An 11,723-nucleotide genomic window follows, 5' to 3' on the forward strand; every position below is an offset into this window, starting at 1 on the left:
GGACTTCCTCAGGCAATGCGGCGGATCTTCGCGCCCACTGCCGACAGCTTGTCTTCCATGCGGTCGTAGCCGCGGTCCAGGTGGTAGATGCGGTCGATCACGGTCTCGCCATCGGCCACCAGGCCGGCGATCACCAGGCTGGCCGAGGCGCGCAGGTCGGTCGCCATCACGTTGGCGCCCGACAGGCGCGGCACGCCGTTGACCACCGCGGTATTGCCTTCGACGGTGATGTCGGCGCCCAGGCGGTTCAGTTCCTGGACGTGCATGAAGCGGTTTTCGAAGATGGTCTCGGTCACGCGCGCGGTGCCCTCGGCGACGGCGTTGAGGGCCATGAACTGGGCCTGCATGTCGGTCGGGAAGGCCGGATATTCCGAGGTGCGGAAGCTTACCGCGCGGGCGCGGTGCGGCATCGCCAGGCGGATCCAGTCGGCGCCGGTCTCGATGCTGGCGCCGGCTTCGCGCAGCTTGTCGAGCACGGTGTCGAGGATCTCGGGCTGCACGTTGCGCAGCACCAGGTCGCCCAGGGTCGCGGCCGCCGCGCACAGGAAGGTGCCGGCCTCGATGCGGTCGGCAATGACGCTGTGGCTGGCGCCGTGCAGGCGCTCGACGCCGTGCACCACCAGGCGGTCGGTGCCGATGCCGTCGATCTTCGCGCCCATCTTGACCAGCAGCTGCGCCAGGTCGGTTACCTCGGGCTCGCGCGCGGCATTTTCTAGCACGGTTTCGCCTTCGGCCAGCGTGGCGGCCATCAGCAGGTTCTCGGTGCCGGTCACGGTGATCATGTCGGTGACCACGCGCGCGCCCTTCAGGCGCTTGGCGCGGGCATGGATAAAGCCATGTTCGATGGTGATTTCGGCGCCCATCGCCTGCAGGCCCTTGATGTGCTGGTCGACCGGGCGCGCGCCGATGCCGCAGCCGCCGGGCAGCGACACGCGGGCCTCGCCAAAGCGCGCCACCAGCGGACCGAGCACCAGGATCGAGGCGCGCATGGTCTTGACCAGTTCGTACGGGGCCTCAAGCAGATTGACGTCGGCGCCGTTAAGCGTCACGCGGGCGCCATCCAGCTCGGCCTGCATGCCCATCTGGCGCAGCAGCTTGAGCGTGGTGCGCACGTCCTGCAGGTTCGGCACGTTGTCCAGCGCGACGGTATCGGCCGTCAGCAGGCCCGCGCACAGGATTGGCAGGGCGGCGTTCTTGGCGCCCGATACGCGGATTTCACCCTTGAGCGGGCCGTTGCCGTGGATCTGGAATTTGTCCATGTTCTGTCGTCTGTGCCGGGCACACGCCCGGCGTCATTGTTCTGGAGCCGCGCAAGGCGCGGCGCATTATTCCGGGCAGCTTACTTGCCTTCGCCAGCCTGCCACTCGGCAGGGGTCAGCGTCTTCATCGACAGCGCATGGATCTCGGCGCGCATGCGGTCGCCCAGCGCCGCGTAGACACGCTGGTGGCGCTGGATCAGCCGCTTGCCTTCAAATTCGTTGCTGACGATGGTGGCAAAGAAGTGCTGGCCATCGCCCTCGACTTGCAGATGTTCGCAGGGCAGTCCTTGGGCAATGTAGTCCCTGACTTGTTCCGGTGTAGGCAGCATGGGGTTCTCTTCAGGCTTTCACTTCATGTTTGGGGTGCTGCGGCTCAGTGGCGCAGCTTGTATCCGGACTTCAGCAGGCGCAGCGCCAGCGCGGCCAGCACCACGAACGCCGATCCGACCACCGCCAGGCTGAACAGCGGCGACACGTCGGAGACGCCAAAGAAGCCATAGCGGAAGCCGTCGATCATGTAGAAGAACGGATTGGCATGGGACACCGCCTGCCAGAAGGCCGGCAGCGAATGGATCGAATAGAACACGCCGGACAGGAAGGTCGCGGGCATGATCAGGAAGTTCTGGAACGCGGCCAGCTGGTCGAATTTCTCGGCCCAGATGCCGGCGATCAGCCCCAGCGTGCCGAGGATGCCCGCACCCAGTAGCGCAAACACCAGGATCCAGCCGAGGTTGGCGAAGTGCAGGTTGGCGAACCAAGCCGTCACCAGCAGCACGCCCAGGCCGACGGTCAGCCCGCGGATCACCGAGGCCACCACGTAGGCGCCGAACATCTCCCAGTGCGACAGCGGCGGCAGCAGCACGAACACCAGGTTGCCGGTGATCTTGGACTGGATCAGCGACGACGAGCTGTTGGCGAACGCATTCTGCAGCACGCTCATCATCACCAGGCCGGGCACCAGGAAGGCGGTGTAGCTGATCTGGTCATAGACCTTGACCCGGTCTTCCAGCACATGGCCGAAGATCAGCAGGTACAGCACCGCGGTCAGCACCGGCGCGGCGACGGTCTGGAAGCTCACCTTCCAGAAGCGCAGCACTTCCTTGTAAAGCAGGGTGCGGAAGCCGACCAGGCTGCCGACGGCCATCGGGCCGAGGCGGGCGTCTTCCAGGATTTCGATCTCGCCAGGCTGCTTCATGCCACAGCCTCCATCGCCGGATCGGGCAGCGCGCCGGGCATATGGCCTTCGCGGCGCATGATCTGCACGAATACGTCTTCGAGGTCGGCCTTGTTGATTTCCATGTCTTCGATGTCACAGCCCGCTTCGCGGCAGGCGGCCAGGATCGGCTCCACTGCCTGGTAGCCCGACAGCCGCAGCCGCACCGCGCGTTCGCCGGGGTTGGCCGGCATGCGCAGCGGCTCCAGCGCTGGCGGCAGGTTGCCGCGCGCGAAAGTCAGCACCAGCTGCAGGCCGGCAAACTGGGTCAGCAGGTTGCTGGTGCGGTCCAGCGCCACCACTTCGCCGAACTTGAGCATGGCGATGCGGTCGCACAGGGCCTCGGCCTCTTCCAGGTAATGCGTGGTCAGGATGATGGTGTGCCCTTCGCGGTTCAGGCGCGAGATGAACTTCCACAGCGTTTGCCGCAACTCCACGTCGACGCCGGCGGTGGGCTCGTCGAGCACGATCACCGGGGGACGGTGCACCAGGGCCTGCGCCACCAGCACGCGCCGCTTCATGCCGCCCGAAAGCTGGCGCATATTGGCGTCGGCTTTCCCGGTCAGGTCCAGGTTGGCCATGATTTCGTCGATCCAGTCGTCGTTGCGAGTCAGGCCGAAATAGCCGGACTGCAGCCGCAGCGTCTCGCGCACCGTGAAGAACGGATCGAACACCAGCTCCTGCGGCACCACGCCCAGCATACGCCGCGCCATCCGGTAATCGGCGACGACATCGTGCCCCAGCACACTGACGCGGCCGGAATCGGCCCGGTTCAGGCCGGCGAGGATCGAGATCAGCGTGGTCTTGCCGGCGCCGTTGGGCCCGAGCAGGCCGAAGAATTCGCCGCGTTCGACGGTGAAGCTGACGCCCTTGAGCGCCTGCAGGTTGCGGTAGCGCTTGCGAACGTCGTGGATTTCAATGGCTTTCATGGCCGATTGTTTGTGGCGGGTCCGGCTCTTTCGGGGCTGGCCGCCAGGAAATGGGGAGCAACTGCGTGCCCGGATAACCTGGTCCGGCATGGATTGGGCCGGCAACAGGCAGGGGGATGGGCGAACAACCCGGAATTATAGGGGATGCGGGGTTGGTCCCGCTTGATCCCCGCCGGATCCGTCCCGGGGGCTCGACGGCCGCGCGAGGCGGTCGTCGCGGCATCGCGTGCGGCCGCCAGGCTGGCGACCGGCGATGCCGGATCAATGTCGGTGATGGTGTCGCGGTGGGATGGCGGCTGGGGCGATTGCGCTCGCCAGGCCGAGCAGGCCGTCTACGCCGTACAGGCTGGCCAGTTGCGCCAGGGGCGCCGGCACGCCGCGCAGCACCAGCGCCTGGCCGCGCGCCACGGCGGCCCGATGCCACGCCAGCAGTACGGCGACGGCAGATGAGTCCGCCTGCGCCAGGCCGGTGCAGTCCACCTCGACGTCGCCCTGGGCCACGCGCGCCAGCCCGTCGCGCAGCACGGCGGCGGCATTCTGGTTGGTCAGCGAGTTACCCGGCGAAAGCATGGCGTCAGTGGCCTGGATGCGGAAATGAAAATAAGGGACTAAAAACGAAGGCGCCCGCGCGGGGGCGGGAGCCTGTGTCGCGAACGGCCATTGTAGTGCACATCGACGCGCCGTGCTGCATTGCAGCGGCGCGCCGCCGGCGCAGGTCAGCTCTTGGCGTTGGCAAGCTGGCGGTTGCGGTCCTGCAGCGTCTTGATCACGCCTTCGACGCCCTGCTGGCCGACGATGGTGTTGAAGCTGCCCTTGTAGGCCTCGGTCAGCCACGCGCCCAGCACGTTGATGTCATAGACCTTCCAGCCCTGCGCGGTCTTTTCCAGGCGGTAGTCCATCTGGATCGGCTCGCCCTTGTTGAGCACCTGGGTGCGGATGGTGGCATCGGTGTCGTCGGCGGTGCCGCGGTACGGCCGGTACTGCACGGTCTGGTCGCGGATCTGCGCGATGGCGCCGGCGTAGGTGCGGATCAGCAGGGTCTTGAATTCCTCGGTGATCTGCTTCTGCTGCTCGGGCGTCGCCTTGGACCAGTTGCGACCCATGGCGATCTGCGTGGTCTTCTGGAAGTTGGCGTTAGGAATGATCTTCTGTTCGACCAGCGCGGTGATCTTGCCGATATTGCCGGCCTGCATGTCCTTGTCGGCCTTCACGGTCGACATTACGTCGTTGACCACGGCCTTGACCAGCGCGTCCGGGGAGGCCGCGTCCTGAGCCGATACCTGGGCCTGCGCGGTCCCCGCGAAGGCAACCGCCGTCAGGAGGGGGAGCAACAGTCGCTTGAGCATGTGAGATTTCCTTCTTATCAAAGAGGTCCGGACCCGCACACCGGCCCCTCGATACATATCGGGAGGGCACGGGTCCGTACAGATTGGAACATAGCGGCGTCGCGCACGCTGCCGTGAAAAGCGCAGCTTGCGCCACCTACAAACAATTTGTTTCAGCGGTCACAGCGCATTCACAGCGCCAGTGACGTGTTCATCGCCTCAGCGGAAGCGTACCCCCGGCAAGCCACCCGGCAGCACCGGCGGCATCGGCATGCTCTGGCCCTCTGGCTGGGTCTCGCCCGCGGCGCCAGGCTTGGGCGGCTCGGCGGCAGGGGCCGACGCACCATCCGCCGCCGGAGCCGGAGCCGGAGCCGTTGCGGGTGCCGGCGCGGCACTGGCGTCGGTCGCGGCCGGCGCAGAGCCTTCGGTCTCGTCCTCGTCTTCGGCACCCGGCGGATTGCCGTCGTAGATCAGGTACTGGCGCCGCTGCAGGTAGGAGTCACGCAGGAACGAGTACTTGTCCAGCGCCGCCTGCTCCAGCAGGTTGCTGGCGCCCAGCAGTTGGGCCCGGCCGGCGACGATGCGCACGCCAACCAGCGAATTGCGCAGCGAAACCGGATAGAAGTACGCCGACGGGTCCGCCTGCCGGTCTACCAGCATGCCGGCGGTGTCGCGGAACGTGCTCGGCCCGAACAGCGGCAGCACCAGGTACGGGCCGGCCGGCACGCCCCACACGCCGAGCGTCTGGCCGAAGTCTTCCTTGTACTTGGGCAGGCCCGCCGGGGTGGCGATGTCGATCAGGCCGCCGATGCCCAGCACGGTGTTCATGGCCACGCGCATGGTGTCTTCCGCCGCGCGTGTCGGCTTGCCCTGCAGCAGGTTGTTCACCGCCGAATAGACATCGCTGACATTGGAGAAGAAGTTCTCCACCGCGCGCTGCACCGGCGTGGGCATGTAGTCGGCGTAGACCTGGGCTACCGGGCGCAGGATGCCCTTGTCGAAGTCCTCATTGATCTTCGAGACCTCGCGGTTGAACGGCTCCAGCGGGTCCTTCGGGTTGGCGGTGGGGCCGGTGGCGCAACCGGCAAGCGCCGCCGCGGCGGCCGCCGTGGCCAGGATGCTCCGGAGGTGGCGGGCGGCGTTCACTTGAGATCTCCAGCCGGGGCCGGCGCACTGGCGCCGGTGGACGCGCCGCCGCCGGCATCGGCGGCCTTGTTGTACAGGAACTGCCCGATCAGGTTTTCAAGTACCACGGCGGACTGCGTCATGGTGATGCGCGCGCCGTCGGCCAGCATGGCGGTGTCGCCGCCGGCTTCCAGGCCGATGTACTGCTCGCCCAGCAGGCCCGAGGTCAGGATCTTGGCCGAAGTGTCCTTGGGAAACTGGTAGCGCTTTTCCAGGCTCATCTCGACGGTGGCCTGGTAGGTCTTGTCGTCGAAGCGGATCGCCGCGACCCGGCCGACCACCACGCCCGCGCTCTTGACCGGCGCGCGCGGCTTGAGCCCGCCGATATTGTCGAAGCGGGCCTGCACGCTATAGGTGTCCTGGAAGCTGAAGGCGCTCATGTTTCCCGCCTTGAGAGCCAGGAAGAGCAAGGCGACGAACCCTGCCGCCACAAACAGCCCCACCCAGAAATCGAGTGTGTTCTTTTTCATTGGAATCTCTTTCTTCAACCCCGTAGTGTCTGTCGCTGCCTTGTTGTCGTGCTTCCCGCATTGTGGCCCGCTGGCGCCCCGCTCAGTTGCTGAACATCAGCGCCGTCAGCAGGAAATCCAGCCCCAGCACCGCCAGCGACGCGATCACCACGGTGCGGGTGGTCGCGCGCGAGACGCCTTCCGGCGTGGGCTTGGCCTCGAATCCCTGGTACAGCGCAATGAACGTCACCGCGATGCCAAAAATGAAGCTCTTGATCACGCCGTTGAGCACGTCGGCGCGCACGTCGACGCCGCCCTGCATCTGCGACCAGAATGCGCCGGCGTCGACGCCGATCAGCTGCACGCCGACCACGTAGCCGCCCAGGATGCCCACCGCGCTGAAGATCGCAGCCAGCACCGGCATGGCGATCACGCCCGCCCAGAAGCGCGGCGCGACCACGCGCTGCAGCGGATTGACCGCCATCATTTCCATGGCCGTGAGTTGCTCGCCCGCCTTCATCAGACCGATCTCGGCGGTCAGCGAAGTGCCGGCACGGCCCGCGAACAGCAGCGCGGTCACCACCGGGCCCAGTTCACGCACCAGCGACAGCGCCACCAGCAGCCCCAGCGCCTGCTCGGAGCCGTAGCGGTTGAGCGTGTAGTAGCCCTGCAGCCCGAGGACGAAGCCGACAAACAGGCCGGATACCGCGATGATCACCAGCGACAGGTTGCCGACAAAGAAGACCTGGTCGGTCACCAGCCGGAAGCGGCGCAGCAGCGCGGGCGACAGGCCCAGCACCGTCAGGAACATGCGCGTGGCGTGGCCGAGACCGGAAACGCTGCGGCGCACCGCGGCGCCGATGGCTGTAAAGAAGCCGATCACCGCGCCCCCCCGACGAAATCCTCGGCCAGCGACGGTCCGGCATAGTGGAACGGCACCGGGCCGTCGGCCTCGGCATGGACAAATTGATGCACGAACGGATCGGTGGAGGCGCGCAGGGCCTCGGGGGTGCCTTCGGCGGCGATGCGCCCGTCGGCAATGAAATAGACGTAGTCGGCGATCTGGAAGGTCTCGTGCACGTCGTGCGAGACGATGATGGTGGTGGCGCCGAGCGCGTCGTTGAGGCTGCGGATCAGGCGCGCGGTCAGGCCCAGCGAGATCGGATCCAGGCCGGCAAAGGGCTCGTCATACATCAGCAGCGCCGGATCCAGCGCGATCGCGCGGGCCAGCGCCACGCGCCGCGCCATGCCGCCGGAGATCTGCGACGGCATCAGGTCGCGCGCGCCGCGCAGTCCGACCGCGTTGAGCTTCATCAGCACCAGGTCGCGGATCATCGACTCGGGCAGGTCGGTGTGCTCGCGCAGCGGGAATGCGACATTGTCGAACACCGACAGGTCGGTAAACAGCGCGCCGAACTGGAACAGCATGCCCATCTGGCGGCGCACGGCGTAAAGGCCGGCGGTGTCCAGCTGGTGGATATCCGTGCCGGCAAAGCGCACCGCGCCCGACTGCGGCCGCACCTGGCCGCCGACCAGCCGCAGCACCGTGGTCTTGCCGCAGCCCGAACCGCCCATCACCGCGATCACCTTGCCGCGCGGGAATTGCATGGTCAGGCCGGACAGGATCGGCTTGCCGCGGTCCGCATAGGCGAAATCCACCGCAGTCAGTTCGACAAGGTTTTGAGCAGAATCGGTCACGTTGGCACCGGTCGGGACAGGGGCGCATTATAAGGTGTACTACCTAGCCCTGCTGGTACCCGTGTGCCGCGCGCCACATGAATCGTGCCCGCGGTGCCTCAGAATTCTCCTGGCTGCAACGCCATCAGGCCGATTCCCCAGGGAAACCGGCCTGATCGCCGCCATGACGCCGTACGGCTCAAGGCTCCTGGGCGGTCGGCAAATCCCTCAGGATGACTTGCCACTGGATCGATTCCGAGCGAATCGCGGTGGCAAATGCCTCCGGCGAGTCGCGCAGCGGCGTCAGGCCGGCGGCCTGCAGGCGCGAACGCACCTCCCGCTCGGACATCACGCCTTCAAGCTCCCCCGCCAGCCGCGCCACGATCGCGCGCGGCGTCTTGGCCGGCGCCATCACGCCAAACCAGGCCGCTGCGGCGTAGCCATCCTGCCCCGATTCCTGTAGCGTCGGCACCAGCGGTGCCAGTGGCGAACGCGCCACACCGGTCACGCCGACCAGCCGCAGCCCGCCGCTCCTGACCTGGCTCTGGACCGCCGCGAACGAACAAAAACAGGCGCTGATACGGCCGGCCAGCATTTCCTGCACCACCGCGGCCTCGCCCTTGCTGGTGACCAGCGGCACACCACCGCGCAGGCCGCGCACCGCGTATTCGGCGTACAGGTGCGAAGGGCTGCCGGGCTGGCCATAGCCATAGCTGTAGGAACCGGGACTCGACTTGACCGCGGTCATCCATTGTTCCGGGGTGCGCATCGGCAGCCGCGCGTCGATCACCAGGAACAGCGGCGTGGTGGCCACGCGCGCCACCGGCGTGAAGTCGCGCACGACGTCGTACGGCACTGGCTCCAGCCCCGGCTGGATCAGCATATTGGCCTGGTGGAACAGCAGCGTATGGCCATCGGAGCTGGCCTTGGCGACGACATCGCCGGCGATGGTGCCGGCGCTGCCGGGACGGTTGTCTACCTCGACCGGCACACCCAGCCTGGCCGACAGGTGCTCGGCCAGCATCCGCGCCACGGCGTCGGCGACGCCGCCGGCCGGGAACGGCACGATCAGGCGCATAGGGCGGTCAGGGAACGTCATGCTGCGCGCCAGCGGCTGGGTGCCGGCATGCGCGGGCCTGGCCGGCACGGCGAAAGCCAGGGTGGCACATCCCAGGGCGTACAGGCATAGCACGGGCGGGAGCCAGCGCCGGGCGGCGGCCGCGGGCAGGCGCGGCGCGAACTTCGCTTTACCTCGCCAAAGCCGCGACAAATTGCGCACTTCGGACATCGTTTTCCTCCGGCCCGTCTCCTGAGGAGGCGGCAAACTGGTTCTGGGGAAAAAGGATTGGCGAGGCAGTTTCCGTTGTTTGTTTTAGAAAATTGTAAGGACAATGCCGGGGCCGCCACAGGCACGTAAACCATAGCCGGGAGAACCCTGAAAGCCTTGCCACGCCTTGCCAAATGCGCCCCGGCGGGGGGCGGCGCAGGGCATGGCTATAATCCGCCGATGACGAAATTCACCGTGCGGCCCATGGTCTGGTCCGACCTGCCGGCCGTGCTCGCGGTGCAGGCCAGCTGCTATGCCGAGGGTCTGCTGGAAGGCCAGGCGGCGCTGGCCAGCCGGCTGGCGCTGTCGCCGGCCACCTGCTCGGTCGCGCACGGCCCCGCGCAGCGCGGCACCCTCGCCGCCTACCTGTTCACCCACGCCTGGCCCGAACACAGCCTGCCGCCGCTGGACGGCGTGCTCGACGATGGCTGGCGCCGGAATGCCGCCCCTGACACCCTGACCTGGTTTGTGCACGACATGGCCGTGGCGCCCGCCGGCCGCGGCGCCGGACTGGCGCCGCGCCTGTACGCGGCGGCGCAGGCAGCGGCGCACGCCGCAGGGCTGCGGCGCTCGCGGCTGGTCGCGGTGCAGGCCGCGGCGCCGTGGTGGCGCAGGCTCGGGTACGCCCCGGTGCCGGCGCAGATGTCCGCCCGGCATGCCGGCAAGCTGGCGGCATACGGCGCCGGTGCGGTGCTGATGGAGCGGACACTGGCCGGCTGAACCCCGGCCCCCAACAGAAAAAGCCCGCCGGCTTGCGCCAGGCGGGCTTTTTGTTCGGACGGTAACGCCGGATCAGCGCGGCAGGTCGGTATGCCCCATCAGGAACGCATCGACCGAGCGCGCGGCCTGGCGGCCTTCGCGGATCGCCCACACCACCAGCGACTGGCCGCGGCGCACGTCGCCGGCGGCGAACACCTTGGGTACGTTGGTGTGGTAGGCACGCTCGCCCTCGGTCGAGGCCTTGGCGTTCTTGCGCGCGTCGGTGTCGACGCCGAACGCTTCCAGCATCGAGCCCACCGGGTTGGTGAAGCCCATCGCCAGCAGCACCAGGTCGGCCGGCAGGATGAACTCGCTGCCTTCCACTTCCTGCATGCGACCGTCCTTCCATTCGACGCGGCAGGCCTTCAGTGCCGTCACCTTGCCGTTCTCGCCGATGAATTCCTTGGTGGCGACCGACCAGTCGCGCTCGCAACCTTCGTCGTGCGACGACGAGGTGCGCAGCTTGATCGGCCAGTACGGCCACACCAGCGGCTTGTTCTCTTCTTCCGGCGGCTGCGGCAGCAGTTCGAACTGGGTCACCGAGGTGGCGCCGTGGCGGTTGGACGTGCCCACGCAGTCGGAGCCGGTATCGCCGCCGCCGATCACGATCACGTTCTTGCCTTCGGCACGGATCTCGTTGGCGCCATCGCCCGCGACTTCCTTGTTCTGCGGGATCAGGAACTCCAGCGCGAAATGGATGCCCGCCAGGTCACGGCCCGGCACCGGCAGGTCGCGCGGCACTTCCGAGCCGCCCGCCAGCACCACGGCGTCGAACTGTTCCATCAGGGCCTGGGCCGAGATGGTTTCCCGCGCGTAGTTCTTGATGCCGGCCGGCAGTTCGCCGTCGGTCACCATCACGCCCGCACGGAAGGTCACGCCTTCGGCCTGCATCTGTTCGATGCGTCGGTCGATCAGCGTCTTCTCCATCTTGAAGTCGGGGATGCCGTAGCGCAGCAGGCCGCCGATGCGGTCGTTCTTCTCGAACACGGTCACGTCATGGCCGGCGCGTGCCAGCTGCTGGGCGGCGGCCATGCCGGCGGGGCCGGAGCCGACCACGGCCACGGTCTTGCCGGTCTTGTGGCGCGGCAGTTGCGGCTTGACCCAGCCTTCTTCCCAGGCCTTGTCGATGATGGCGTGCTCGATCGACTTGATGCCCACCGGCAGCTCGTTGATGCCCAGCGTGCAGGCGGCCTCGCACGGTGCCGGGCAGATGCGGCCGGTGAACTCGGGGAAGTTGTTGGTCTGGTGCAGCACCTCGATCGCCGACTTCCAGTCCTGGCGATACACCAGGTCGTTGAAGTCGGGGATGATGTTGTTGACCGGGCAGCCGTTGTTGCAGAACGGGATGCCGCAGTCCATGCAGCGCGCACCCTGGAGCTTCGCTTCGCTGTCGGACAGCGCGAACACGAATTCCTTGTAGTGCTTCACGCGCTTGACTACCGGTTCGTAGCCTTCGTTCTGGCGCGGAAATTCGAGAAAGCCAGTCGCCTTACCCATGTTGCGTCCTTGGTCATGCTGCGCGGGACCGGCGGCGTCGCCGGCCCTGCGGTGGGGTCAGTATCTTGTCAGGGCCACGGCGGCTGCCGCGGCCCATCGCTGC

General features: G+C 67.3%; 13 protein-coding genes. 1 reads left to right on the plus strand and 12 read right to left on the minus strand.

Features of this window, described 5'->3' with window-relative positions:
- Nucleotides 1-8 precede the first annotated feature (8 nt).
- The 11 genes from murA to ACOCMH_RS31730 all read right to left on the minus strand — a co-directional run bounded on the left by murA (nucleotide 9) and on the right by ACOCMH_RS31730 (nucleotide 9,325).
- Complete coding sequence (gene murA / locus ACOCMH_RS31680) at nucleotides 9-1,259, minus strand: UDP-N-acetylglucosamine 1-carboxyvinyltransferase (RefSeq protein ID WP_427311614.1); 1,251 nt, start codon at nucleotides 1,257-1,259, stop codon at nucleotides 9-11.
- 80 nt (nucleotides 1,260-1,339) lie between these two features.
- Nucleotides 1,340-1,588, minus strand: coding sequence for a BolA family protein (locus ACOCMH_RS31685; protein WP_062801931.1), 249 nt, complete (start codon nucleotides 1,586-1,588; stop codon nucleotides 1,340-1,342).
- A 44-nt stretch (nucleotides 1,589-1,632) separates the two neighbouring features.
- A complete protein-coding gene (locus ACOCMH_RS31690; protein WP_427311616.1) occupies nucleotides 1,633-2,454 on the minus strand; it encodes an ABC transporter permease in 822 nt (273 codons plus the stop codon).
- Nucleotides 2,451-3,401, minus strand: a complete 951-nt coding sequence (locus tag ACOCMH_RS31695) for an ABC transporter ATP-binding protein (protein ID WP_427311617.1) — start codon at nucleotides 3,399-3,401, stop codon at nucleotides 2,451-2,453. Before ACOCMH_RS31695 ends, ACOCMH_RS31690 begins: the two co-directional genes overlap by 4 nt.
- Nucleotides 3,402-3,662: 261 nt before the next feature.
- Nucleotides 3,663-3,971 carry an STAS domain-containing protein gene (locus ACOCMH_RS31700; RefSeq protein ID WP_427311619.1) on the minus strand — a complete coding sequence of 103 codons (309 nt, stop codon included), beginning with the start codon at nucleotides 3,969-3,971 and terminating at the stop codon, nucleotides 3,663-3,665.
- Nucleotides 3,972-4,117: 146 nt separating this feature from the next.
- On the minus strand, nucleotides 4,118-4,747 hold the full coding sequence (locus ACOCMH_RS31705; protein WP_427311621.1) for an MlaC/ttg2D family ABC transporter substrate-binding protein: 630 nt from the start codon (nucleotides 4,745-4,747) through the stop codon (nucleotides 4,118-4,120).
- 198 nt (nucleotides 4,748-4,945) lie between these two features.
- Entirely contained in the window at nucleotides 4,946-5,872 is a 927-nt protein-coding gene (locus ACOCMH_RS31710) for an MlaA family lipoprotein (protein ID WP_427311623.1), read from the minus strand.
- A complete protein-coding gene (gene mlaD / locus ACOCMH_RS31715; RefSeq protein WP_427311625.1) occupies nucleotides 5,869-6,381 on the minus strand; it encodes an outer membrane lipid asymmetry maintenance protein MlaD in 513 nt (170 codons plus the stop codon). Before mlaD ends, ACOCMH_RS31710 begins: the two co-directional genes overlap by 4 nt.
- An 82-nt stretch (nucleotides 6,382-6,463) precedes the next feature.
- Complete coding sequence (mlaE, locus tag ACOCMH_RS31720) at nucleotides 6,464-7,243, minus strand: lipid asymmetry maintenance ABC transporter permease subunit MlaE (RefSeq protein WP_427311627.1); 780 nt, start codon at nucleotides 7,241-7,243, stop codon at nucleotides 6,464-6,466.
- Nucleotides 7,240-8,058, minus strand: a complete 819-nt coding sequence (locus ACOCMH_RS31725; RefSeq protein ID WP_427311629.1) for an ABC transporter ATP-binding protein — start codon at nucleotides 8,056-8,058, stop codon at nucleotides 7,240-7,242. The genes mlaE and ACOCMH_RS31725 overlap by 4 nt, the downstream gene beginning before the upstream one ends.
- A 178-nt stretch (nucleotides 8,059-8,236) precedes the next feature.
- Nucleotides 8,237-9,325 (minus strand): tripartite tricarboxylate transporter substrate binding protein, encoded by a 1,089-nt coding sequence (locus ACOCMH_RS31730; protein ID WP_427311630.1) that lies wholly within the window; start codon nucleotides 9,323-9,325, stop codon nucleotides 8,237-8,239.
- Between the two features lie 219 nt (nucleotides 9,326-9,544).
- Here ACOCMH_RS31730 and ACOCMH_RS31735 point away from each other — a divergent pair, with 219 nt between their 5' ends.
- On the plus strand, nucleotides 9,545-10,084 hold the full coding sequence (locus ACOCMH_RS31735; RefSeq protein ID WP_427311632.1) for a GNAT family N-acetyltransferase: 540 nt from the start codon (nucleotides 9,545-9,547) through the stop codon (nucleotides 10,082-10,084).
- Between the two features lie 72 nt (nucleotides 10,085-10,156).
- Here ACOCMH_RS31735 and ACOCMH_RS31740 read toward each other — a convergent pair whose 3' ends face one another.
- A complete protein-coding gene (locus ACOCMH_RS31740; RefSeq protein WP_427311634.1) occupies nucleotides 10,157-11,620 on the minus strand; it encodes a glutamate synthase subunit beta in 1,464 nt (487 codons plus the stop codon).
- Nucleotides 11,621-11,723 lie beyond the last annotated feature (103 nt).

The sequence above is a fragment of the Cupriavidus sp. H39 genome (assembly GCF_050271075.1).
Taxonomy (GTDB): Bacteria; Pseudomonadota; Gammaproteobacteria; order Burkholderiales; family Burkholderiaceae; genus Cupriavidus; species Cupriavidus necator_B.

Coding starts and splice junctions, on each gene's coding strand:
- murA (WP_427311614.1), bottom strand. CDS start 1,259: ATGGACAAATTCCAGATCCACGGCAACGGCCCGCTCAAGGGTGAAATC.
- ACOCMH_RS31685 (WP_062801931.1), bottom strand. CDS start 1,588: ATGCTGCCTACACCGGAACAAGTCAGGGACTACATTGCCCAAGGACTG.
- ACOCMH_RS31690 (WP_427311616.1), bottom strand. CDS start 2,454: ATGAAGCAGCCTGGCGAGATCGAAATCCTGGAAGACGCCCGCCTCGGC.
- ACOCMH_RS31695 (WP_427311617.1), bottom strand. CDS start 3,401: ATGAAAGCCATTGAAATCCACGACGTTCGCAAGCGCTACCGCAACCTG.
- ACOCMH_RS31700 (WP_427311619.1), bottom strand. CDS start 3,971: ATGCTTTCGCCGGGTAACTCGCTGACCAACCAGAATGCCGCCGCCGTG.
- ACOCMH_RS31705 (WP_427311621.1), bottom strand. CDS start 4,747: ATGCTCAAGCGACTGTTGCTCCCCCTCCTGACGGCGGTTGCCTTCGCG.
- mlaD (WP_427311625.1), bottom strand. CDS start 6,381: ATGAAAAAGAACACACTCGATTTCTGGGTGGGGCTGTTTGTGGCGGCA.
- ACOCMH_RS31730 (WP_427311630.1), bottom strand. CDS start 9,325: ATGTCCGAAGTGCGCAATTTGTCGCGGCTTTGGCGAGGTAAAGCGAAG.
- ACOCMH_RS31735 (WP_427311632.1), top strand. CDS start 9,545: ATGACGAAATTCACCGTGCGGCCCATGGTCTGGTCCGACCTGCCGGCC.
- ACOCMH_RS31740 (WP_427311634.1), bottom strand. CDS start 11,620: ATGGGTAAGGCGACTGGCTTTCTCGAATTTCCGCGCCAGAACGAAGGC.